The 25,740-nt window shown below is 36.3% G+C and carries 21 protein-coding genes; 19 read left to right on the top strand and 2 right to left on the bottom strand.

Annotation, left to right across the window (positions count from 1 at the left end; translation table 11 throughout):
* Positions 1 to 6: 6 nt before the first annotated feature.
* From J0L69_01025 to J0L69_00955, 15 genes are all read left to right on the top strand, one after another.
* Positions 7 to 1,158 (top strand): Zn-dependent exopeptidase M28, encoded by a 1,152-nt coding sequence (locus J0L69_01025; GenBank protein ID MBN8691741.1) that lies wholly within the window; start codon positions 7 to 9, stop codon positions 1,156 to 1,158.
* Positions 1,159 to 1,302: 144 nt separating this feature from the next.
* Positions 1,303 to 4,497 (top strand): hypothetical protein, encoded by a 3,195-nt coding sequence (locus tag J0L69_01020; protein ID MBN8691740.1) that lies wholly within the window; start codon positions 1,303 to 1,305, stop codon positions 4,495 to 4,497.
* Entirely contained in the window at positions 4,497 to 4,856 is a 360-nt protein-coding gene (locus J0L69_01015; GenBank protein MBN8691739.1) for a sulfite exporter TauE/SafE family protein, read from the top strand. Before J0L69_01020 ends, J0L69_01015 begins: the two co-directional genes overlap by 1 nt.
* A gap of 2 nt (positions 4,857 to 4,858) precedes the next feature.
* Entirely contained in the window at positions 4,859 to 6,049 is a 1,191-nt protein-coding gene (locus J0L69_01010) for an amidohydrolase (protein MBN8691738.1), read from the top strand.
* A gap of 120 nt (positions 6,050 to 6,169) precedes the next feature.
* On the top strand, positions 6,170 to 8,818 hold the full coding sequence (locus J0L69_01005) for a hypothetical protein (protein MBN8691737.1): 2,649 nt from the start codon (positions 6,170 to 6,172) through the stop codon (positions 8,816 to 8,818).
* A gap of 52 nt (positions 8,819 to 8,870) precedes the next feature.
* Positions 8,871 to 9,278 (top strand): polymer-forming cytoskeletal protein, encoded by a 408-nt coding sequence (locus J0L69_01000; GenBank protein MBN8691736.1) that lies wholly within the window; start codon positions 8,871 to 8,873, stop codon positions 9,276 to 9,278.
* Positions 9,279 to 9,300: 22 nt separating this feature from the next.
* The gene (locus J0L69_00995; GenBank protein ID MBN8691735.1) at positions 9,301 to 9,468 is read left to right on the top strand and encodes an AtpZ/AtpI family protein; all 168 of its coding nucleotides are present in this window, start codon (positions 9,301 to 9,303) and stop codon (positions 9,466 to 9,468) included.
* A 1-nt stretch (position 9,469) separates the two neighbouring features.
* On the top strand, positions 9,470 to 9,841 hold the full coding sequence (locus tag J0L69_00990) for a hypothetical protein (GenBank protein MBN8691734.1): 372 nt from the start codon (positions 9,470 to 9,472) through the stop codon (positions 9,839 to 9,841).
* 31 nt (positions 9,842 to 9,872) lie between these two features.
* On the top strand, positions 9,873 to 10,292 hold the full coding sequence (locus J0L69_00985) for a DUF2452 domain-containing protein (protein MBN8691733.1): 420 nt from the start codon (positions 9,873 to 9,875) through the stop codon (positions 10,290 to 10,292).
* 76 nt (positions 10,293 to 10,368) lie between these two features.
* The gene (locus J0L69_00980; protein MBN8691732.1) at positions 10,369 to 10,944 is read left to right on the top strand and encodes an LON peptidase substrate-binding domain-containing protein; all 576 of its coding nucleotides are present in this window, start codon (positions 10,369 to 10,371) and stop codon (positions 10,942 to 10,944) included.
* Between the two features lie 214 nt (positions 10,945 to 11,158).
* Positions 11,159 to 11,962: a TonB family protein gene (locus J0L69_00975; GenBank protein MBN8691731.1), complete on the top strand. Its 804-nt coding sequence runs from the start codon at positions 11,159 to 11,161 to the stop codon at positions 11,960 to 11,962.
* A 203-nt stretch (positions 11,963 to 12,165) separates the two neighbouring features.
* Positions 12,166 to 12,909: a MotA/TolQ/ExbB proton channel family protein gene (locus tag J0L69_00970; protein ID MBN8691730.1), complete on the top strand. Its 744-nt coding sequence runs from the start codon at positions 12,166 to 12,168 to the stop codon at positions 12,907 to 12,909.
* Between the two features lie 52 nt (positions 12,910 to 12,961).
* Positions 12,962 to 13,375: a biopolymer transporter ExbD gene (locus J0L69_00965; protein ID MBN8691729.1), complete on the top strand. Its 414-nt coding sequence runs from the start codon at positions 12,962 to 12,964 to the stop codon at positions 13,373 to 13,375.
* A gap of 2 nt (positions 13,376 to 13,377) precedes the next feature.
* Complete coding sequence (locus J0L69_00960) at positions 13,378 to 14,247, top strand: energy transducer TonB (protein MBN8691728.1); 870 nt, start codon at positions 13,378 to 13,380, stop codon at positions 14,245 to 14,247.
* Positions 14,248 to 15,540, top strand: a complete 1,293-nt coding sequence (locus tag J0L69_00955; protein ID MBN8691727.1) for a bifunctional folylpolyglutamate synthase/dihydrofolate synthase — start codon at positions 14,248 to 14,250, stop codon at positions 15,538 to 15,540.
* 29 nt (positions 15,541 to 15,569) lie between these two features.
* Here the strand turns inward: J0L69_00955 and J0L69_00950 are convergent, their stop codons facing one another.
* Positions 15,570 to 16,316 (bottom strand): response regulator transcription factor, encoded by a 747-nt coding sequence (locus J0L69_00950; protein ID MBN8691726.1) that lies wholly within the window; start codon positions 16,314 to 16,316, stop codon positions 15,570 to 15,572.
* 136 nt (positions 16,317 to 16,452) lie between these two features.
* Between J0L69_00950 and J0L69_00945 the strand changes: the two genes are divergently transcribed.
* The 4 genes from J0L69_00945 to J0L69_00930 all read left to right on the top strand — a co-directional run bounded on the left by J0L69_00945 (position 16,453) and on the right by J0L69_00930 (position 23,595).
* Positions 16,453 to 18,645 (top strand): T9SS type A sorting domain-containing protein, encoded by a 2,193-nt coding sequence (locus tag J0L69_00945; GenBank protein ID MBN8691725.1) that lies wholly within the window; start codon positions 16,453 to 16,455, stop codon positions 18,643 to 18,645.
* 113 nt (positions 18,646 to 18,758) lie between these two features.
* Complete coding sequence (locus J0L69_00940; protein MBN8691724.1) at positions 18,759 to 21,173, top strand: T9SS type A sorting domain-containing protein; 2,415 nt, start codon at positions 18,759 to 18,761, stop codon at positions 21,171 to 21,173.
* Positions 21,174 to 21,178: 5 nt separating this feature from the next.
* Entirely contained in the window at positions 21,179 to 22,348 is a 1,170-nt protein-coding gene (locus J0L69_00935) for a hypothetical protein (GenBank protein ID MBN8691723.1), read from the top strand.
* An 11-nt stretch (positions 22,349 to 22,359) separates the two neighbouring features.
* Complete coding sequence (locus J0L69_00930; protein ID MBN8691722.1) at positions 22,360 to 23,595, top strand: DUF4932 domain-containing protein; 1,236 nt, start codon at positions 22,360 to 22,362, stop codon at positions 23,593 to 23,595.
* Between the two features lie 37 nt (positions 23,596 to 23,632).
* Here the strand turns inward: J0L69_00930 and J0L69_00925 are convergent, their stop codons facing one another.
* Positions 23,633 to 25,648 (bottom strand): tetratricopeptide repeat protein, encoded by a 2,016-nt coding sequence (locus tag J0L69_00925; protein MBN8691721.1) that lies wholly within the window; start codon positions 25,646 to 25,648, stop codon positions 23,633 to 23,635.
* Positions 25,649 to 25,740: the final 92 nt, after the last annotated feature.

Raw genomic sequence — 25,740 nt, 5'->3', positions numbered from 1 at the left:
GAACCCATGTTTCGCAAATTATTTGCAATCGTTTTTTTTCTATCCGTTACTTTTTTTACCAAGTCGCAAGATTCACTCTACGCACGTTTAATCATTAAAAAATTAACGTCTAAAGAATGTTATGGGAGGGGTTATCTCAATAACGGTTTGGATGTAGCGGCAAAGTATATTACCGATCAGTTGAAGCGTTTTAAGGCAAAACCGCTCTTCAGCACCGGCTACTACCAATGGTTTGATTTCGATGTAAACACTTTTCCTAATAACGTTGGTGTAAAACTCAATGGTAAAGTCATTAAACCCGGAAACGATTTTATTTTAAATCCTCAAAGCGGAAGCATCAAGGGTAAGTTTAATTTAAAGCAAATAGATAGCGTTACCTATAAAGCGATTGATTCTCCCATACCTTTGATTTTAAGTCTGAAAAGAAAATTAACCTTTAGTGTGGCAACTAATTCTTTAGCAGGATGTGAAGTGGAATTACTCAACAAAAATCAATACAAGGATTTAAAAACACTGGATGTAAACATCGAAAGTAAAGTATTGACTAAATTCATTAATAAAAACATTTGTGCCTATATTGATGGAACAAAAAATAACGACACTTGTATTTATTTCACGGCGCACTACGATCACTTAGGCGGATTAGGAAAGAAAACGTTTTTTCCGGGCGCGAATGATAACGCAAGCGGTGTTAGCGTGCTCCTTAATTTTATAAAATATTACAGCGAACATCCTCCAAAATATAAAACTGTTTTTGTTTTTTTCGCCGGAGAGGAAGCGGGTTTATTGGGCTCTAAACATTTTGTGGAGAAGGGGGGCATTGATTTAAAATCCATTAAATTTTTGATTAATCTGGATTTATTGGGAACCGGCGATGATGGCATTATGGTTACCAATGGCGCGGTGCTAACTTCTCAATTTGAGATGCTGACAAAAATCAACGCTCAAAAGAATTATGTGAAGGAAATCAAGAAAAGAGGGAAGGCTCAAAATAGCGATCATTATTGGTTTACCGAGAAAGGCGTACCCGCATTTTTCATATATACATTAGGCGGAATAAAGGCTTATCACGATGTGGATGATATCGAAAAAACCTTGCCCTTAACCGATTACGGCGATGTTTTCCGTCTTTTACGTGATTTTGTTAATGAGCTTTAAAAGCCCTAAAAAACTCCCTTTTTTTTGTAAAAATCCGTACCTTTAAAGCTTAGCGCTATGAGTTTTAAACGGTTTTTGAGCGTATTGTGTTTTGCGCTCCTTTTCTTACAAAAATCTTTCGCCCAGTATTACTATGGGATGCAAATGGATTTTGGAAAAAACCGTATTCAATATCAAGATTTTAATTGGACCTATTTTGATTACGACCGCTATAAGGTTTATCTCTATCAGGGCGGAAAGGAAATTGCACAGTATGTATCAGCATCTGTCGATAAGCAGCTTCCAATTCTGGAAAAACGCCTCGACTTTCAAATGAATGATAAGGTGCAGATTTTGGTCTACAATAATCAAAATGATTTTAAGCAAAGTAATTTAGGATTATCTGCAGAGGAAGAAACCAATGTGGGTGGCGTTACGCATATTGTTGGCGATAAAATCAACGTTTACTTCAATGGCAGTCACGCCGATTTAGATCGTCAGATCCGCGCGGGACTCGCCGATTTAATGATTAGCAAGCGCATGTATGGCGGTAGTGCCCGTGAAATGGTGCGAAATTCTACTTTGCTGGTATTGCCGGATTGGTTCAAACAGGGCCTTACTCGTTACTTGTCGGAGGGCTGGCATACGTTATCCGATAATCAATTAATGGATGCTATCAAGAACGATCGCTTCTATAAATTTAATCATCTCACAGGTAAAGATGCCTATATGGCCGGTCATGCTCTTTGGTATTATATCGCGGAAACGTATGGCGAAGCTGTTATCCCGAATATTTTATACATGACTAAAGTGAGCCGTAGTCCGGATAACGCATTATTGTTTGTTGTTGGTACTTCACTCAACAATTTGATTTTTGAGATGCAGGAAGTTTTTAATAAGAGATATTATAATTACAACGACTCTCTTCGTACATTTCCTGCTTCGCCAAATGTGTTAGCCAAGCAGAAGAAAACACGCCATTATTATAGTTTTAAAGTGAGCCCGGACGGACAAAAAGTAATTTACTCTACCAACGAAATGGGACAGTTTAAAGTATGGTTACATACTTTGGGTGAAGAGGAACACAAACGTATTTTAAAGTTTAATCCGAAAGTGGAGCGAATGGATGATTTTAATTATCCGCTGTTGGCTTTTCATCCGAATAATGAAATTGTAGCGATGTTGTATGAAAGAAAGAATCAATTGATTTTACATACCTACAACATCACCACAAAGGAAAGCTTTAAGCGTAACATCACCGGTTTTGAAAAAGTAAACAGTTTTTGTTTTAGTCATGATGGGAAGAAATTAGCCATGAGTGCCGTGAAAAAAGGAAAAGGCCAGTCAGACATTTTCGTTTTTATATTAAACAGCGGAGGCATCGAACAATTAACGAATGATATCTGGGACGATAACAATCCTGTATTTGTAAAAGGCAGTAAGGGTGTTGTTTTTGAAAGTAATCGTGTGTCGGATACCATCAAATGGAGTGATGATGCAAAAGTGTTTAATAAAATTACCAAGAACAATGACTTGTTTTATTTGAGTTATAGTCCGCGTTCGCAAATTGCAATTCGCGTTACTAATACGCCGAATGTAAATGAAATATTACCACAGGAGTATTCTAAAGATTTAGTGGCTTACGTGAGCGATAAAAACGGAATATACAACCGATATGTGGCGCAATTCGACAGTACCATTGCTTTTGTGGATACGGTGGAGCATTATCGTTATTATTTTAATTCAAAACCTATTTCCAATTATAATCGAAATGTCATTGAACAACATATTAATACGCGCTATACAAAGAAAGCTGAGATATTTTACAATGAAGGGAAATACGTATTAACCGTTTCTGATTTGGAGAAGCCATCCGAATTAAAAACAGTCGAGCTGAAAGATACGTGGTTAAAAGCAACTGAGCGTCCATTTATATTTGATCCTGAGCGAATCAGTTTACCGGAACCAAAAAAGCAAGTGGAACCGAAAACAAAAACTGTGAAGGATACAGCAAGAAAATCAGGCGGAATTGATTTTGATAATTATACTTTAACCGGAGAAAAGCCTAAAAAGCAAATAGAAAACACGGAGACTCAAGCTGCACCTAAAGACACGACTTCATCAAAAGGCGAAGTGGCGCAAAATCAATTCAGATTCCCGATCCAACAAAATTATTTCACCACCTTCTATACAGATTATGTTGTAACACAATTGGATAATTCGTATTTAAGCACCAATTATCAGCGCTACACGGGAGGTTCTTATCCGATATATTTAAATCCGGGATTAAATGCATTGTTTAAAATCGGACTGAGTGATTTGATGGAAGACCGACGCATCGTTGCAGGTTTTCGTATTGCGGGCTCACTGGATAATGAATTTATGTTGAGCTTTGAGAACCGTCGCAAATTATTAGATCATCAGTTAGTATTACACCGTCAGTCATTCTTAAAAGTAGCCGGTTTTTATGGCGAGTTGGCTAAAATCAACACCAATGACGCGCGTTACTCGGTTAAGTATCCATTTAGTGAAGTGAGCGCAACACGTTTATCGGTATTGTATCGCAACGACCGAACTGTATTTGCTTCAGTAGGCGATATGTCTTTACCAAGAAGAAACACCTACGATAATTACGCCGGTGTGCGTTGGGAATATATTTTTGATAATACCAGAAAGCGCGGTTTAAATTTATATAACGGTGTGCGCGCCAAGGTTTGGGCGGAGTATTGGCGGTTAATTAAAACAGAACAGCACGATTTAATCACATACGGTTTTGACATTCGTGGCTATAAGAAAGTACATCGTGATTTAATTTGGTGTAACCGATTAGCTTATGGCGGCTCTTTAGGTTCCGATCGTTTAATTTATTATTTGGGTGGTGTTGATTCCTGGTTCAATCCTTCCTTCGACCAAACAATAAATGTGGTGAAGCCTGAACAATATCAATTCCAAACTTTAGCAACTAACATGCGTGGTTTCCGTCAGAATATCCGTAACGGAAATAATTTTGTGGTTTATAATACTGAATTACGTTGGCCAATGTTCCGTTATTTATTAAATCGTCCTATCAAGTCTGATTTTATAAATAACTTCCAGGTAGTTGTATTTGCTGATTTAGGGATGGCCTGGTATGGCGCTAATCCTTTAAGTGAAGATAACACGCTCAATAAAAACAGTTACTACAGTAATCCAATTACACTGACTGTGTATAAACAAAAAAATCCATTGGTAGGAGGTTATGGATTAGGATTACGCTCACGCTTATTAGGATATTTTGTTCGTTTGGATTTCGGATGGGGCGTTGATGATATGCAAGTTCAAAAGCCGATTACGTATTTATCATTTACAACAGATTTTTAATGGATATTTTAATTTTATTACTTGTTGGCTTATTAGCCGGAATTCTGAGCGGTATGGTTGGGATTGGTGGCGGCATCATTATTGTTCCTGTGTTGGTTTATTTCTTACAATTCTCGCAGCACAAGGCACAGGGCACTACACTCTTTATGTTTTTATTACCAATCGGAATTTTAGGTGTGATGAATTATTACAAAGCCGGCTATGTTGATTTTAAAACAGCTATTATCATTGGTTCTACCTTTGTAATCGGAAGTTATTTCGGCAGTAAATGGTCTATTTCTTTAGATCAAAAAACCGTGAAGCAAATCTTTGGTGTTATTATAGTTTTACTCGGACTTAAAATGGTTTTTTGGAAATAATGATGAATGTAGAACACATAAAATCGTTAGCCGAAAAGAATTTTCAACGAGTTCTCGAGATTCGCAGACACATTCATGCTAATCCTGAATTATCGTTTGAAGAATTTAAAACGAGCGAATACATTGCAACAATATTAGATTCATTAGGGATTGAGTATACAAAAGGAATAGTGAAGACAGGAATTGTCGCCTTGATAAAAGGTAAGAATCCCGATAGAAGAACTTTGCTATTACGTGCCGATATGGATGCCTTGCCTATTGTTGAGGCAAATAATGTAGAATATGTTTCAAAAAATCATGGTGTCATGCATGCCTGCGGTCACGATGTACACAGCGCCAGTTTATTGGGGGCCGCTGCTATTTTAAATGAATGTAAAGATAGTTTTGAAGGCACCATCAAATTAATTTTTCAACCCGGAGAAGAAGTGTTACCGGGTGGCGCGTCACTGATGATTCAGGAAGGTGTTTTAAAAAATCCTGAAGTAAATATTGCCATCGCTCAACATGTTCATCCAAGTATGGAGACAGGAAAAGTTGGATTCAGGAGTGGGATGTATATGGCGAGTACGGATGAGATTTATTTAACTGTAGCAGGAAAGGGCGGACATGCTGCGATGCCTGCCGATTATAATAATCCGCTCTTAATTGCTTCTGAAATTCTTCTTGAGCTAAAGAAAAAATTTCCTAATGACAGCAAGTCAGAAATTCCAACTGTATTGGCTTTCGGAAAAATTGAAGGTAAGGGTGCCACAAATGTGATTCCTGAAAAAGTGGAATTAGCCGGGACCTTCCGCACAATGAATGAAAAGTGGAGAAAGGAAGCACACGCCGAAATCACACGCATCGTAAATGAAGTTGCCAAAAAAAATAATGGGACGGCAGATTTGCGCATTGAAATTGGCTATCCCTTTTTAGTCAATGATGAAAAAGTAACCGAATTATGTCGCTCTGCAGCCATTCAATATTTAGGACAGGAGAATGTGGAGGAATTGCCCTTACGAATGACTGCCGAGGACTTTGCGTTTTTCTCGCAGCAAGTGCCTTGCTGTTTTTATCGATTGGGTACCGGTAACAAATCAAAGGGAATTACCTCCGGCGTTCATACTTCTACATTCGACATCGACGATAACGCCTTACGCATAGGTTCCGGCTTAATGGCCTGGCTTGCTATTCAGCAGCTTAATGCCCAGTAATTTAGCAACGGCACTTAATTCCTTTTTATGCTTTATTATAGCAAAAAATATACTATTTTTACTGGCTTTACGTTATAGCTCAACTTGAGGGTTTTTTCCGCCATATTTATCATTTGTGCAGTGCTTTTTTTTGGCGCTTGTACGACTAAAAAAAACACGGCTGTTCACAGGGGTTATCATAACCTAACGGCTCGATTTAACGGATATTATTGGAGTTCGGAAGCGATAAAAGAGGGTGTGTATAAAATTGAAACAACGAACAAAGAAAGCTACGACAAGGTATTGCCGGTTTTTGTTATTCCTTCTAACGAAAACGCTAAAGCCACCTTCCCGGATTTTGATAAGGCAATAAAGAAATCTTCTCTCGTTATTCAACGCCACACTATCAAAGATAAAAAGGATAACGAAATTCCGACTGCAGGAAAATGGATTGACAACAATTGGATTAACATAGGTATCTCTCGATATTACAAACGTGAATTTTTCTCGGGCATCGAATCATTTGATTATGTAGCGCGTACCTACAAATCAAAAGATAAATTTGAAGCGATGTTGTGGTCGGCAAAATGTTATAATGAGGTTGGTGCTGTTTCGCAATCAGATCCTATTCTGAGTATTTTACAAAGTGAGAAAAAATTACCTTCAAAAATTAAGAGCGAATTGTATGCCGTGCGCGGTGATTATTATTTACGTCGCGGATTAAACACTGAAGCTATTGCTGCTTTAACGAATGCCTCCAACCAACCCGGAATACTACGTAAAGGCCTCAAGAAAAAGCAAAGAGCACGTTATGCGTTTATAGTGGCGCAACTTTACGAAGAAAAGAAGGATAACAAAAAAGCGCGCCAGTTTTATCAAAAGGCTATCTCGTTAAAGCCAAACTACGACATGGTTTTTTATGCGAATATTAAATTAGCTCGCTTAACCGATATCAAAAACGGGAATAGCATTAAGACAAAAGCGAAACTTTTGAAAATGACTAAGGATGCGAAGAATTCAGAATATCTGGATGTTATTTATTTTACTTTGGGTGAGATTGAAGAGAAAGAAAAGAAAACAGATAATGCAATTGCTTATTACAAAAAATCAGCACAAACCAGCGTGAGTAATAACAATCAGAAGTCGCAGGCCTATTTAAAGTTGGGTGAAATTTATTTCGACAAGAGTAGTTTTCCTTTATCGGAAGCTTATTACGATAGTACGGTGGCAGTTCTTCCTAAAGACCATCCAAATTATAACAACATTGTTAGTCGTAAAGCTACACTTTCTACCTTGGTAGGATATATCAAAACAATTCAACGTGAAGACAGTTTGCAGAAATTAGCAAAGATGTCGGAGACCCAGCGAAACAAATTGATTGATGATTACATTGCTAAGTTGATTGAAAATGAAGAGCGTCAGCGTGAAGAGCTTGAGATGCTGAAAGCGCAAAACCAAAACCCAATCAATAATAACAATAATAACCTTACCGGTGGGGGAATGTCGGAAACCGCGGGAAGTGGTGGTGGTGGTTGGTATTTCTATAATCAAACCACATTAACTTTTGGTGTTTCCGATTTCGCGAAAAAATGGGGTAATCGAAAATTAGAAGATGATTGGAGAAGAAGTCAGAAGGGTGTTACCATAGAAAACATTGAAAATAATCCTGATGTTGTAGTTGATAATAATGACGGAAAAAGTGGAGGAAAAAAACCGAAAACGAGTGATCCGCGTAAAACACGCGAGTATTATATCAAACAATTGCCGTTAACGGATAGTTTAATGACGGTATCGCATAATAAAATCATTGAAGCGGATTATTTGTTAGGCGCAACCTATAAAGAAGAATTAAATCATAACCGTCGCGCCATTGCGGCATTTGAAGATTTAAACAATCGTTATACGGACCATAAGTACCGATTATCCTGTTACTATCAACTCTACCGTATTTATTTATTGGAAAAAAATCAAAGTCAGAGTGATTTTTACAAACAAAAATTATTAAGTGAATATCCGAACAGCGAATACGCTAAACTCATCAATAATCCTAAGTATGCCGAAGAAAGAAACGCGCAGCGCAGTGAAGTAGAAAAGTTTTATGAAAGCACTTACGAAGTGTATTCGTCGGGTGACTACAGCAAAGCGTACACACAGTGTAATGAAGCCTTCTCTAAATACGGAAAAACGGATTTTACTCCTAAGTTTGAATTTATCCGCTCTTTAAGCGTAGGTAAAATAAAGGGAATTGATTCGTTAGAATCGGCTTTAAATCAATTGGTGATTTTATATCCTAAATCAGAAGTAACACCGAAGGCCAATGAAATTTTATTGGCAATTAAAAAGCAAAAGAATCCTTCCATGTTTTCAGGTAGCGGATCAACTACAGCGGCAAAGGATACATTCTTAATTAATCTGGATATTGAACATTTTGTTTTAGTAATTGCTCCCGACGATCCTAAAATTGCAAATCCGTATAAATTATCCATTGATGAATTTAATACCACATATTATTCCAACAGAACGTTTTCAATTTCCAGCAATTTATTCGCAACAGCACAGCAAATGATTTTAGTAAAATCGTTTCCAAATGCCGCCGATGCCGCCGGTTATTTGTTTAACCTGCAAAACGACAAAAATTTGTATAAGGGAGCCATCAAAAAAGAAGCTTTTACCTTTTTCATAATCTCCTCCGAAAACCTTCCTATATTCTATAAAAAGGCCAGGGTTAACTCCTATCAGGCTTTTTATGAGGCTGCTTATAAGACAGTTATCAATCAACCCAACAAATAACTTCTTTTTTCGGGATTATTTTAGTAACTTGCACTAAATTAACTAATTAGCTATGTTAGGAATTGGAAACAAACATTCAGGCAGCGAAAGTGGTGCCATTAACCTGATTGGAAGTGGAACTACCATAAACGGAGATATTCAATCAAGCGGCGATGTTCGCATTGATGGTACTTTAACCGGTAACATTACCTTAAGCGGAAGATTAGTAATTGGTTCGAACGGAAAAATTGAAGGCAATGTGATTTGCCAGAATGCAGATATATCCGGAGAAATAAAAGGTAAAGTTCAAATTTCAGAGATGTTGTCATTAAAGGCAACAGCGAAAATATTAGGCGATATTGCCACCGGAAAAATTTCCATTGAACCGGGTGCCGTATTTACAGGAACCTGTAATATGGGCGCTATCGTGAAAAACATTAACGCAACAGGTGAAAAATCAATCGCCACAAAAACAGCCTAACGCTTATATAAAGTATACGAATATGGCCATACAAATGGCCGCTATTATTGGTATAGGAAGTTGGGGAGGTTATAAACTCGACGAGTATTATCAAAACAGCACGCCTGTATTTACTATTGTGTTAAGTTTAGTTTCTATTTTCGCCGCCATGTACGTTTCGTTAAAGGATTTAATTTTCCCAAAAAAGTAATATGTCTCTTAAACCTTATAGTGCAATATTAATCGCAAGCGGCGTTTCCATTCTTTTGTCGGCAGCCATTAATATGTTGCCGTTTACGGCTATTGTTTCTACAACATGGTGGATTAGTATCCTGTTTCATGTCGCTATTTCTTTTTTGCTTAATTTAATTATGATGAAGAAAACGGAAGAGGCGCGCGATATGATTAATAAAATCATGTTTACATCGATGGGACGTTTATTGGTATGTATGGTTGGTGTTTTTATTTACAGTCTCGTTGATAAACCAAGTTTCTTTGCTTTTGCTATTCACTTTATGTTGCACTATATGGTGTATACCGTTTTCGAAATTACTTTCATTGTTAAGTTTATTCGTTCACAGTAAACTAAACCTTAAATCGTTTGTTTAATCAATAATGGAAAATCCAATTGATAAAGATAAGGTAGCAGAACAGCCGGGATTAATCGCGTATCCGCATAATGTGGGAAGCTTGATGATTAAACCGGAAGATGAAGGAAAATTAAAATCGCGTGCGATGTCGGCCATGCGCGAACAAACCAATATGCAATTGAAACAAATTCAAAAGCAGGTGCAGTTACTCATGGAGCAGGCCGGCCAAATTCAACGCAGGGTTGAGGTTTCAGAAAAAATTTATCAGGCCGATATGTCTTTCGAGCCTTTTGTAGGGCATACCTATTATTTATATAAAAAGGAAGATCATTACCGTTTAATGATGATCGGACCCGATGAATGGGGTAAATCTAAACCGGTTGACTTAGAATACGTTAGCTCCGCAAGGTTGCTCGCCGACCACACCTGGGATATATTTGACTAAACCTTTTGCATGGTTTTTGCGTCTTAGTATAGAAAGAAGGGAGGTTCACATGGCTATTAAACAATTAACCATACCAATGTTTCCACTTAATATGGTGGTGTTACCGGGCGAAACGGTAAAGCTGCATATTTATGAGGAACGCTACAAACAACTCATTAATGATTGTTTGGAAAACGAAGCGCATTTCGGCATACCGTTTTCGGTTAACGGAAAAATTAAAACGCATGGAGTTGAAGTAAAGATTAAAAAAGTATTGAAGGTGGAAGAGAACGGTGAGATGGATATTTTGGTGGAAGGCGTGAATGTATTTAGCATTATGGATTATTCATCGCAACTAAAACCAAAATTATACGGTGCCGCTATTATTCAGTATAACGAAGAAGAGAAACTAACGGTGAGCACCTACCTGCAAGAACTCGCCATGGAGTACTTATCTTTAACGCAAAACAAAATTCTGGACTACGACTCATTTAAAACAGCGAGCATATTTGATATTGCTAATTTGTTGCAATTATCAGCTAAAGAAAAGTATCAACTGATTTCACAAGATGATGTTAACGAGAAGGAGAAATATCTCATCAATACTTTCCGTCAAACCATCTGCATTTTTGAGAAAGAAACTGAATTAAAAGACCGTTTCATTTTCAATTAATCACACACACAAACACACAGAAAGTCCTGCCCCGGCAGGATTTTTTGTTTTACACCTATCCATCAAAAGCGCCCAGTTAAAAAACAAGCTGTACCACTTGTTTAAACCTGCTTTAGTGTTTGCAGATGATCATCTAATTTTACATTAAAGAAAAAGCGAATGAAATTAATTTACATGGCCCTTATCAAATTGTTTAACTCTAAAACCAAAGGTTATGAAAATTACATTCAACAATGCGCAAAAAATGAACGATATCATTTTTGCCAATCGCAACAAAGAATACGGCGCATACGCACTCCGTTCGGCATATAATGCCACTTTAATTAAAGTACTTTCTTACGTTGTATCTACTGTTTTTTTATTGTCAGTCGGAATTTATATTGCTAACCGTAATGTAAAAGAAAAAATTTCGGTATACGTTGGAACTAACGATACTACATTTACCATTCCATACGATGGTACACCACCGGAGCCGGAAAAAAAGCAACCGGAACCACCAACCAAAAAAGCACCGGCAGCCATTTTATCTACGGAGCTTTCAACGAATATTTCGGATACTGTTAAGCACGAGCAAAATGGTGTAACTAACAATAATATTAATCCAATTGGTGATCCAAAAGGCGACCCAAATGCCAATAATCTTACCGGAACAGGTACTGAAACGGCTGTAACTAATGTTGTACCGGATGTGATTGAGCAACCTACCGCCTTTCCGGTTCAAGAACCTGAATTTGAGGGAGGCTTTAATGCTCTACGCGCTTTTTTAGCCAGCAACATTGTTTATCCTGAGTTAGCGAAAGACGCTGGTGTTGGTGGAACCGTACACGTAACTTTCATTATTAATGAAAAAGGAGAAATAGAAAGTTCTAAACTTTTAAAGGGAATTGGTTATGGCTGCGATGAAGAAGCAGTGCGGGTAGTCAATAAAATTCCCAAATTCAAAAAACCCGGTAAAAACGCTGCCGGGAAGCCTGTAAAGGTGATCTATAATATTCCTATTGCGTTTAAATTAAAATAGGAATAGGTGTTTGTTGCGAGGTGAATTCGCGATGGCGAATCTGTTCGCCGTTTGTTTGTGTGAGAGCCGTTAGAGATATCTAACGGCTTTTTTTGTAACTATTCTTTACAAGCCCGTTATATAAACATACCTCTGTTTAAAACACCTTATGGCATAAATTTTACCTGCCTCTTTAAGATTTAATTTCGTAAAAAACTATTCTGATGCTAAACTTTATTTTACAGGCAGGTATAAATGCTGTTAACGCCGTAGCCGCAAGCGATTCATTAGCCGCAGCTAATACAGGAATTCAAACCGTTGAAAATGCAGCTCCTGAAGTTACCGAGACTAAAATTTCATTGATTGATATGGTGATGAAAGGTGGACCGGTAATGGTTATCTTGGGATTACTTTTCGCAGTTTCCATCTATGTTTTGGTGGAGCGTTTAATGATTATCTCCAAAGCGTCTAAGAAAAATCCGACTTTAATCTCAGGAATTAAAGAATTTATAAATACAGGTAATCTCGCGAATGCGCGCAGCATGTGCAAAGCCATAAATACACCGGAGGCGCTAATGCTCGAGCAAGGAATTTCTCGTATCGGTCAGCCAGTGCAAGAAATCCGTGAGGCAATGAATCAAAGCGGTTCTAACGAATTAAGTAAACTCGAAAAAAACCTGAGTATCCTGAATATTACAGGCCGAATCGCGCCAATGTTCGGATTTATCGGCACCATCTTTGGTGTAATTAAAATTTTCTACGATATCGCTTTGGCAAAAACAGTAGAAATTGAAGTTATCTCAACGGGTTTATACCAAAAGATGATTACATCAGCAGGTGGATTAGTGGTAGGTGTATTAGCCTTCGTAGCTTACCAATGGTTAAATGCCCGCATCGATAAAATATCTGTGCGCATGGAAGAAGCACAAATTCAGTTTTTAGATATGCTGAACGAACCAACAAAATAGTTTTAACCTATCTGCGATGATTCGCGAAATCTGCGGGAAATATTAAATTAAAATGGGATTACGTAAAAAAATGCATAGAGAAGCTGAGGTGAGCACCGATTCGTTAAACGATATCATGTTCTTCCTCCTTCTGTTTTTCTTGATTTTATCTACCATGGTTAGTCCGAATGCCATGAAGGTAAATCTACCAAGCTCGAAAGCAAACAAACCCATCGACAATAATAAAAAACCAATTCACTTAGCTGTTACAAAAGAGCGTAAGTATTTTGTAAATAGTAAGGAAGTTGATTTTGGAAATTTGGAAACGCTTTTATTGGAAAATATTGCAGGGAAAACGGAACCGGTTATTGTATTACATATTGATAAAGATTTAGTTTACCAGGATTTTATCGATGTGATGCAAATTGGTGATCGTTTAAAATGTAAAATGGTTTGTGCCACTGCACCTTCTAACTCTCAACAATAATCATGTACTTAAGCGCCTCCGAAGAAAATAAAAATCGCACCATCTCTGCACTCATCTCTGCAGCGATTATGGCTTTGGTATTGCTCTTTCTTATCTGGTTTACCATTATCACACCTAATCCTCCTTTCCCTGAAGTTGTAGGCGGCGGCGGTGGAATGGAGATTAATTTTGGAACTTATAACGAAGGAACCGGAAATGTTGAATCCAACGGAATTGGAGATGCGACGAGCGTGGTTGAACAAACGGAGACAACCCCTCCGCCAACAAACAGCAATAACGAAACTGTTTATACAAGTGAAGACGGCGAAGATGTGAAGGTGGAAGACAATAAACCGAAAACACAGAATAACGTAACAGTAATTAAACCGGTAGTAGAAAAGCCTCGCGAGAAAACTGCAGCTGAATTGCTCGCCGAAAAGTTTAATAAGAATAAAGGAAAGAACGGCGGCGGTGATGGCAATAGCGGACAAGCCGGAAACGAAGGAAGTCCGGATGGAAACCCTAACACGAATGGCACCGGTGGAACAGGTGGTGGGTCTGACGATGGCACCGGTCCTGGCCCAGGTTCTGGAGAAGGTCCTTATGGAACAGGAAAGGGAAAAAAATTTAGCTTTGATTTAAAAGGAGCCGCAATTGTTAAACCTCCTAGCTTACCAAAGGATACTAAGGAAGAAGGAAAAGTAGTGGTAGAGATTACAGTAGATAAAGAAGGAAATGTGACGGAAGCCAATCCTAACGGTCGTGGTACTACTACTTCAAGCGCGGTATTAAAAGCCAAAGCGCGTCAGGCTGCATTGGCAACAAAATTTAATGTGAGCGGACAATTTGAAGAACAAAAAGGAACAATCACCATCGTATTTGCATTTAATTAAATGAACTATTCTCAAACGCTGGAATATCTCTTTTCGCGTTTACCCATGTTTCAGCGCGTTGGCGCTGCCGCGTATAAAGCCGATTTAAATAATACCATTGCTATTTGCAAGGAGCTCGGTAACCCGCAAAACAAATTACAGTGCATCCATGTAGCGGGCACGAACGGCAAAGGTTCTTCCTCTCACATGCTGGCGGCGGTTTTGCAAAAGGCAGGTTACAAAGTGGGATTGTATACCTCGCCACACATGGTGGATTTCAGAGAGAGAATTAAAATCAACGGAAAGCTTATTCCTAAAGATTATGTTATTGAGTTTGTAGAAAAACATAAAGAAGCTTTTGAAAAAATTGAACCTTCTTTTTTTGAATGGACAGTTGGTTTAGCCTTTGATTATTTCGCGAATCAGGAAGTAGATGTGGCGGTGATTGAAGTAGGCTTGGGTGGAAGATTGGATTCTACCAATGTTATTAAACCTATAGTGAGTTTGATTACTAATATTGGTTTTGATCACATGAATTTGTTAGGAGATACGCTGGTGAAAATTGCAGGAGAAAAAGCCGGCATCATTAAAGAAAGAATTCCCGTTGTGATTTCGCAATATCAACCGGAAGTAGCGCCTGTTTTTAATGAAAAGGCTAAACAATTGAAATCTCCCATCGTGTTTGCAGATAAACGTTACAAATTGGGCAGCTGGGAAAAAAATTTGGACGGACTCAAAGTTACATTAGTGAATAGAAACGATAATCATTCGGTAACGTATCAATTGGATTTAAGCGGAACGTATCAATTGAAAAATATATTAGGTGTCATCACTGCTTTGGATTTTGTAAAAGAAAGTGGTTTTATTATCAGTGAAGAAAATATTTCGGAAGGATTAAAGCAAGTGGTAAAATTGACGGGCTTAAGCGGAAGATGGCAAACCATCAATGAAAAGCCGCTCATTATTTGTGACACCGGACATAATGAAGATGGCATCAATGAAGTACTAAAAAACATTGAAACCATTAAGCACAAACAATTGCACATGGTAATTGGCATGGTGAATGATAAAGACGTTTCGAAAGTTTTATCCATGTTGCCGAAAAAGGCGGAATATTATTTTACAAAGGCGAATATTCCACGTGCGCTCAACGAAAACGAATTAGCATCTCAGGCTTCTCAAGCCGGATTAAAAGGAACTACTTACGAAAACGTAAAATCAGCGATTGAAGCTGCAAAGAAAAAAGCAAAAGCAGGCGATTTGATTTTTGTAGGTGGAAGTACTTTTGTGGTGGCGGATGCGCTGGCTATTTAGATATTCTATGTTCGATTTATTTGAATTATCTACAAATGATTTACTTGCATCTGATTTAAATAATTAAAAAGATCTTCTTTTTTTCGTAACGAAACATCAATTTTATTACCTGATTTCATTTCTAATGTTAATCCGTCTTTTTTAAGAATTTGTTTAATGTGTAGAACATTTGCTAAATAAGAATTGTGCACACGAAAAAAACCATGTTTACTTGTTAGTTCTTCATAGTATTTTAAGTTCTTGGAAGAAGTTATAACGCTATTATCAGTTAGGTAAACTTTAGTATATGGTCCTTCGGCCTCAAAATATTCAATAGAGTGAAGCGACATTATTTTAATTTGTTCGAGTTCATTAATCACTAAGTTTTTGTTTTGACTTTCTGCAACTGTCTTTGTGTTTACTTCTGTGGAATTAATTGTAATTTCTTGCAAAGCCGCATTAATCGCGGTCTTAAATTCGTTAATATTAACCGGTTTCAGAATGTAATCAATGGCTTTGTTTTTTATGGCCTTGATAGCATAATCAGGGTGTCCGGTAATAAAAATTACTTTGGTGCCTGATATATTAAATGTGTCTATATAATCAAAAATGGTTTCATTGTTTTGTAATTCAACATCAAAAAGTAAAAGATCATAAGTTTCAAGTAAGAGATTTTTTGATACCTCTTCCGCAGAAGTCATTTCTGTTATTGAATTGAATTGAGGAAAATACTTTTTTAAAAGTCCACTAATGAATCCTACATGGGCTATATCATCATCTAATATTAATGCTTTCATGGCAGACAGTTATTCAAATCAAATTTAATAAACATTTATTAATCATCACCATTATTATATTAACTCGAAGTATGTTATTATATATTAAAAGGAATAAGGCCAAATGCAATTTTTACATTCGCTAAAAAAAGACAAAATGAAGTCAAGAAGGATATTCTGGTTAATTTTCATTGCGCTTATTGCAATAAATAAATTCAAGTCTCAAAATTTTCAATGGGCTAAACAAATTGGTGGAGGGTCGGGAGACGCATCTTTTTATTCAACAACAGATAATTTGGGGAATGTATATATAGTGGGTGGATTTAACGGTACCGTTGATTTTGATCCGGGTCCCGGAACGACAAATCTTACTTCTTCGGGTATGACAGATGCTTATTTAGTAAAGCTTAACTCAGCAGGAAACTTTCAGTGGGTTCGCAAGTTTGGTGGTACAGATATTGATGAGGCTTATAGCGTTACAGTTGATAATAACACAGCGGATATAGTTATTGCAGGTGTGTTTCGCGGCGTTGCTGATTTTGATCCCGGTACTACAACCTATACGTTAAGCGGCTCAACAACTTCTTTTAACACCTTTGTAGTTAGATTAAATTCTGCAGGTAACTTTTTATGGGCTATTAACAACAGGGCTTCTATTTGTAAGCAAGTTGCCATTGAGCCATCTACGGGTAGTGTATGTTTAGTTGGTGCGTTTACAGGAACTGTAGATTTTAATCCAAGTGCTTCTACGGTAAATCTAATAACAAGTAACGTATATGATGGATACATTTTAAAATTAAGTTCGTCTGGTATTTATACATGGGTTAGGCAAATAGGATCAACATCCGGTAATGATTATTGTAGGGATATAGAATTCGATTATTCAGGGAATATGGTAATTGGCGGAAGCTTCTTTGGTACAGTTGATTTTAACCCAGGTACCGCGGTTTTTAATTTAACATCAATAAGTAGTGATGGTTTTATATTAAAGCTTAACTCATCAGGAGCTTTTGTAACTGCATTTGGTATTGGAGGTTCAGCCAACGATGATATACTGAATATCGACGTAGATGCTTCAAACAGAGTATATGTCACTGGTGTTATGTACAGTGCTATAGTAGATTTTGATCCGGGCCCCGGTACCTATACTCTAGGCGCTACAGGAGTTGCTGATGCTTTTGTTGCTAAATATGACAACACCAATAGTTTAGTTTGGGCGAAAAAATTTGGAGGCGGTGGTCTAAATGGTGTTACTTCAGGATATGGGATTACAGTGACTCCAATTGGAGAAGTATTTACTACCGGATTATATAAGGGGCCTAATATTGATTTTGATCCGGGAACGGCAACCTACACAATTTTAAATCCAGGTTCAAGTTATTCAAATGTTTATTTCAGTAAACTTGATGTGAATGGTAATTTTCTTTTTGCTCATGGTATTGGTGATCTCAATTTCGATGATTTTTCCGGGAGCATTAACTATGATGCATCTTCTAGTTCAGTTTATGCGTGTGGTGCGTGGCGAGGTAATTCAGACTTTGACGGAAGTGCCAATACCTATACAATGCAACCAATCGGCAGTGCAGATGGTTATGTATTAAAATTATCATCTTGCGCCGCTCCTCCCGCTCCTGTGAACACGACAGCTTCAGGACTAATGACACTTTGTTCAGGCAATAGTACAACACTAACAACTACCGCATCCGGTACAGTAACCTGGCACTCCACATCTACTTCTACAACAGTTATCAATAGTGGACTAAGTTATAATACGCCTACTTTAAACGCAGGAATATATACATATTACGCCCAGAGCAATACTTCATGTGGTGTGAGTGCAACAAGAACTCCAATTACAGTAACAGTTAATCCTAGCCCTACTGTAAATATATCATCAAGTACATTTACTTTATGTTCCGGACAAAGTGCAACACTTACAGCGAGTGGCGCAGGTAGTTATACATGGTCAACCGGCAGCATAAATACAAGCATTGTTGTAAGCCCAACTACAAATACAACTTATTCTGTGAATGGTATCTTATTCGGATGTACTTCTGCAAAAACGGCAACTGTGCAAGTATCTATATGCAGCTCGGTTGAAGATTTGAGTTTAGAACCTGAGATTTTTGTATACCCAAATCCTTCCATAAACGGTATAATATATATTAAGAGTGAAAAATATATTCTAAATAAAGTAGAAGTTTTTGATATGCTCGGGCGCAATTTAAAAGTTGAAAATAGAGGGGATGAAGCAGATAGTTTTTCATTATCATTAAATACCGGGATTTATTTAATTCGTGTCACTACAGTTTCTGGGAAATCTTCCTTACAAAGGATAATTATAAATTAATGGATTACAAGTATTAAATGAAATCACGTATCCGTTAACTAAAGCGTATTATCCATATACTTTCAAAAACGCCTAAGTTTAAAGTAGATAACTTGGCTTTAAATATTATTACTATGAAATCAAAGTATTTAAAATTATTATCAGTTATTGCATTCGTATTTGTTGTAGAAGTTACAAAGTCGCAATCATTTGCCTGGGCACAGCAATTTGGAAGTATTGCCGCTGACGCAAGTTATTATTCAATTACTGATGCAACAGGTAATGTTTATATAGTAGGTGGTTTTAGTGGGACGGTTGATTTTGATCCCGGTGTAGGAACAAGTAACGTTACATCAGTAGGAGGAACAGACGGCTATGTAGTCAAACTAAATTCATCAGGTGTATTTCAATGGGTAAGAACTATTGGTGGAACAGGAACAGACAGAGTACATAGTATATCCATTGACGCAACAGGGAATCTCTATATTGCCGGAATTTTTAATGGCACAGTTGATTTTGACCCGGGGGCGGGTACATTTAACTTAACTTCTGCAGGATCGGAAGATGTGTTTATTTCTAAGTGGAATAGCACCGGTAATTTTGTATGGGCCGGTCGTTTAGCAGGAGCAGGCAGTCAAGACGCGAATCAGATATTAGTTGATGCAAGCGGGAACGTATATGTAGTAGGTGAATTTACACAAACAGTTGACTTTGATCCGGGAGCAGGAAGTGTAACGGCTGTTGCAAATACTAGTACCCCTGATATGTATATTTTAAAGCTCACAACTACTGGTGTTTTTTCTTGGGTAAGAACTTATGGATCACCGGTAGGTACAGATTTCGATAGAGCAGAAGATATTGATTTTGATGCGTCGGGGAATTTGGTTATAGTAGGTGATTTTTCAGGCACAATAGATTTTGATCCGGGAGCCGGAACATTTAATTTAATTTCAAATGGTGTACAAGACGCTTTTGTTTTAAAGTTAAATACATCCGGAAATTTTGTTTCAGCATTTAATTTTGGAGGTGTTAATTCGGATAAGATAGAAGATGTTGAGGTAGATGCATCAGGAAACATTTACGTTACCGGTTATTTTCAAGGTAGTGTTGATTTTGATCCAAGTGCATCTTCCTTCAGTATGACATCAGCAGGTGGAAGTGATATTTTTGTGGCGAAGTATTCTGCTACCGGAAGTTTTTTATGGGCTAAAAGAATGGGTACTTCAACTACTGCCGGCGGATTGGCCGATACAGGTTTTGGCATAGCGGTCAATTCCCTTGGAGAAGTTTTCAGTGCAGGAGAATTTAGAGGAAATAATTGCGATTTTGATCCTGGAACAGGAACGTTCTTATTGTCTGCCGGAGCAACCAATAGCGATTTGTATATACAAAAATTAGATGCAAACGGTAATTTCTTATTTGCTCAAAAAATTGGAGGGACAAATTTAACTGATTTTGCGGGGTCAGTTTGGTTCGATGGTGTTAACAATGCAATATATGTTTGTGGTAGCTTTAATGGTAATTCAGATTTTGATGGTGGGGCTGCTACTTATACAATGCAAACAGCCGGTAACACAGATGGATTCATTTTAAAACTTTCAGCTTGTATTGCACCAAGTGCTCCTGTTAATGTAACTTCATCGACTTTACTGAATATTTGCTCAGGTAATAGCACCACTTTAACAACAACATCTACCGGAACTGTAACTTGGCATTCAACATCAACATCAACAACAGTTTTAAATAATGGATTGAGTTATGTTACCCCAACCCTAACGGCAGGAACATTTACCTATTATGCGCAAAGTAATACAGCGTGCGGAGCAAGTGCTTCCAGGACGCCAATAACTGTTACAGTTACTTCAAGCCCAACAATAGTTATTACGCCAAGTGCGTCTGCTTTATGTTCAGGACAGAGTGCAACACTTACAGCAAGCGGTGCGGGTAGTTATACATGGTCAACAGGAGGTACAAATTCTGCTATTGTAGTAAGTCCAACTTCAACTGCTACATATAGTGTTACCGGAATGAATTCAAATTGTTATTCAGATCGAACAGTTACGGTTACTGTTACGCCAACCCCAACAATAAATATCACTCCAAGCACATCCACATTATGTTCAGGACAAAGCGCAACTCTTACCGCGAGCGGTGCGAGTAGTTATGCATGGTCAACGGGAGGTACCAACTCAGGCATCGTAGTGAGCCCAACATTAACAACTACATATAGTGTTACAGGTACAACTTCAGGTTGCTCGTCATCAAATACTTTTACAGTTCAAGTATCCATATGTAATTCTGTGCATGAATTAGAATTTAAAAATTCAGTAATCGTTTACCCAAATCCAACCAGTGGAACCGTTTTGGTAAATAGTAATACAGAAATAGAGAGAATTGAATTAATTAACATGCTGGGTCAACGGATTGAAGAATTTGAAATGACATCAAATAAACTATCTATTCATATAGCGGAAGAAGGACATTATATATTGATTTTGGTTGATAAAGATGGAAGAAAAGCTTTCAAAAAAGTAATTGTAGAAAAATAGTCATCATGAAAAGAATAGTTATTATAGGGTCGATAATCACTTTAAGTGTTTATTGCAAATCACAGTATATAGCGCTTAATCCGAATGAAAAAGAAAGTGATGATACATTCTATGGTTCTTTAAATATTACAAATGATAATAATTCATTAATAGACTCTTACTTAACAAAGTCAAGCAACGGAAACAATGATGTGGTAAATTATATTTCGAATTCAACCTCAATGTTTAAGCAAAGTGATCTAAATATTCAGGACGATAAAAACAAAAGAAACTACGTTTATATATGGGATAAAACATCAAAGTATTATGTAAAAGACGAAGGATTTACTTCAAAGTTTCATGAACAAAACGCAGGTAAAATTTTATTTTCAGATAAGGAGATAAAAAGGGAGAATACAGATATCTCTTATTTCAAAACATCTTTTGATAATAATTCGGCTGCTATTTATGGGAGAGTATATTTGCCGACTTCAGTTTGTAATTACGCTGTTTATAAGAATGGAGACTCAACGAATAAGCCAACTAACAACCCCTATTCGTACTATGTTATGAATTTATATGCTGATGGAAAATTTCTTGTAAAAACAGATAGAAATCATAGCGGCACTAAATCTCTGGAGTCAAACATAACTACATTTTATTCGAACATTATTTGGAGTGTTGAAAAACGAGACAAAAAGCAATGGTTTGCAGTAATTGATTCATTAAACAAATTAAAGCCGGGGGTGCATAAAATGCGTTTAGAACTAATTGGTGATGCCGATGCTTATTCGAAAGTACAAACAGTTGTACCAATAGCTGTTGGAGAATTTGATCTAAATATTTTACCCGGTAAAAAATTTAAATACGGTGTAAAATGGGCCGATATTAAGGCCGGAATGGTAAATGAAACAGTGGTTGCAAAAGCATTAAGCATAATGAATACAAAGTCGAAAGAAGAGAAATGGATTTATACTTTTAAAAAGGCGAAAATTACAGACAGTGAATGGACAGTTGAGAAAAATTACTTAGGTGTGCCTGAGTATAAGCGAATAGATATTGAGTTTTATGTGGTATTACCAAACGGATCTTGTAATCATGTAAATATTACATTTCATCAGGATTATATTAATGGTTCATATGGACCACTTAAATATTCAAGTATGGGTAGCTATACAGAATTGGATTGTGAATAGAGATTGTTGAAGTGCTTGAAGCAGTAATTTTCTTTTTAAGATTATTTAAATTAATTATGAATCTTAAAATTAAGGAGCTGTTTAAATTAATACCATTACTAGTTATCCCGTGTTTGATTTTTAATTCGTGTTCGCGTTCTGAAGTAACAGCGGAGCAAACACAAAAGGGCACAAAGGAATCTAAGCTTAAGATAGGGTATAGCTTAAATTTAGAAACCTTGTGCCTAATTTTTAATCTTTCGAAAGCTGGAGAATCTCTTTTCAAACAGAACCCATTGCCAAGAGCTACTTTGGCACGCTCCCTTACAAGAAAATTCGATGCTTTTAAAAATCATGAAGCAGTAATCAAATTAAATTCTTTACTGGATAATGATTTGGTTGATTTGTATGATGTGGATCTTGCGTTGTTTCACGATGAGCTGCCCTCTTATTTACAATACACAGATTACCCAATCCCCTATTATGTTAATGATATACAAAGCAAGAAAGATCTAAGGGAAACATTTAATGATTTTTCTATTTCTGTCGGTAAATTTTTTGTTGACTCAAAATTAGATTCGTTTATAAAAATTGAAGCAAGGCCTATCTATGAAGGAATCATGAAAGAAATAAGTACTCTTTCAATAAAGGAAGATTATATATTAGAGATGGAAAAGTATTATGGACGAGAAAGGAATTCCTACAACATTATTGTTTCTGCATTCTCGTTTAATGGAATTGGTCGATCGAAAACCATTCCAAATGAAAAGGGAATAAGTGTTTTTCAGTTGATTACTTCAAACCCACAATTGGAATCAGATTCAATATGCGAATGGGACTCGTTTCAGTTTGGCTATTCGAACGAAGATTATTTTAGAGAAATGGCTATGCACGAATTGGGACATTCTTTTTTTCATGAAGCACTAAGAGAAAACAAAATCAATATAAATAAAGTCAAAGAAATTGAATTTCTTTTTACGAAGGAGTTAAAGCGAGACATGAAGCGACAGGGTTATATGGATTGGATAACTTGTTTTGAAGAGCACCTGGTTCGGTTAGGTGAAATTAAGATAATGAAAGCACTCGGATTAAATAGTCAAACAAATAAGTATAGAAATCGATGTGTTGTGGAGAGGGGTTTTAAATACATTCCTGTTATGGAAAAGATTTTAGAAGAATATGAGTCGAATCGCGAAAGCTACGCGAAAATCGACGATTTTATACCTACTCTAGTATTAAGATTAAGTGAGCGATATAGACAAATATGAAAGGAAGTATTATTGATAAGTAAATAAATTGATAAAATTACGTCGTTTTCGAAACGATAATCGGAAGTAACATCTCAACCCGTGCAGCTTCATTTTCTATAATAATGGAGGTGTTACCTTCGGAATTATGAATTTTACAATGGGTTTCAATTCTTTTTTTGGTTAACTCTAAACCTCTTGAGGTTGAATCTTTAGGTTTTGACATTACTTTAGAGGATTCAGGAGCAAGTATGTTGTTTGTAATCGAGATACAAATGCTTTTCTCTTTTAAGGAAAGGGTAAGTTCAATTTTCCCCCCATTATTTTTATCATATCCTCCATGAATAATAGTGTTCTCCAATGGTATCTGAGTGATAGCGCTTGGAATCATATAAGTGTTTAAGCTTTCTTGATTTAATTCGATTTTGAAATTAAAATCGAAACTATTTTTAAGTCTGTATTGTTGTGATTCAATGTAAAGATTAATCAATTGAATTTCTTCAGAAAGTGTCCATTCCTCTCTAAAAGTGCTTTCAAGAATATATCGTGTAAGTTTTGAAACTGATGAAACATGATTTATTAGGTTTTCATCGTTATAATCAAGTAAATTGATTTGAATTCCGGCAAGTGCATTGTTGATAAAGTGCGGATTAAATTGAGCCCTTGCCAATTTTGATCTTAATGTGAGTGTATTGATTTTATTAATTCTTCTTTGGTATATTACTACGATTAAAGCCAGGGTTGTTAGAAGTAATACTCCGGCAACTAAGTATCTTATGGATAAATTTTGTTGCTTAATTTTTAACGCGTTGATTTCGTCTTTCTGAGATAGGATGGTGATTTCTGCATCTTTTTTTTCTGACTCATATTCAACAAGATTTTTTTGTAAACTCTCATATTGTTTACTTAAATTAACGCTATCCAGTAATCCAATAATTTCATTATTTATAATTGAAGCGGCAGCATAGTCTTTTTTTATTAAGTATAACTTTGCCTTAATATTCAAACAATTTCTGTAATTCTCTATTTGCTTGATGTTTCTGTAATAGCTGATTGCTGAATCAATATGCATTTCGGATTTATGATAATCTCCGGTAAAGTAATAAGTGTGGCCAAGCAATCTATTGGCATTTGCTTTATGAAATTTGTACTCGTTTGAGATGCTTTTACTCAGTGCCTGCTCTCCTAATAGCGCAGCACTTTTGTAATTTTTAATTTGTAAGAAGTTAAAACCAAGATTGTTTGTAATAAGAAGGGTATTGTTTACGTCATTAACACTCCTGGCTTTCTTTAAGCCTTTTTGAAGAAGCTCAATACTTTCTGAGTACCTTTCTGTTGTACGATATATATAAGCCAGGTTATTAAGAGCAGCAAAATAATTACTGACTAAATCTTTGTTGTCTTCTAATAATTCAATTACCTTTTTAAAATATATTGTACCGTCTTTGTAATTTTTAAATTTTGTATGGATGTATCCGATAGTACTTAAGGCGAATACATATTCTTTTAGGTTTTCTATTGGATTTATTTCTTTTTCAAATATTTTAAGAGAGTCAAGTGCTTGTTGATCTTTACCTAAACACAGCAAAGATAGTATTAAACCTGTTTTGGTTTCGTTTTCTATGTTCCAATATTTGTCAAGAGATTTATAAAATGCAAGTTTTGGACTGTTTTCCTGATAAAGATTATAAGAAGACTTGCAATCTTGATTTATTTCATAAAGAATCCGTGCTTTTATTACATTATAGGTAAGTTGCAAATGGATATAATATTTGTTTTGCTTTAAAAATAGTTTTACTTCATCCAACAACTCATTGGATCTTTTAGGGTTTTCCTTTCTATATGTGCGAGCAAGTAATAATTTCAAATAATTTTTTAAAAGAGGTTCGTTAGCTGCAGAATCTAAAGAATTTTCAAGATAAGATTTTGAGGCAGCTATTATGGTATCATTATTTTTAATAAAGGTAAAAATCGATTCGAACTTGGCTTCGTATTTACTTATTTCAGGTAAATCTGATTGGCTTTTTAGCTTAATCGAAAGCAGTAATATGATTGAAACAATTAAGTAACGCATTTTCACTATAAAGATAATAATTGTCTTTTTAATTCATCTATTTATATACTATTAATTCAAAGCCCACATATATTAAGCAATTTACTGACTCT

Source organism: Bacteroidota bacterium (genome assembly GCA_017303905.1).
GTDB lineage: Bacteria > Bacteroidota > Bacteroidia > B-17B0 > Aurantibacillaceae > JAHEYG01.
Note: the sequence above shows the minus strand (reverse complement) of the source record. Positions and strands in the feature narration are given on the sequence as shown.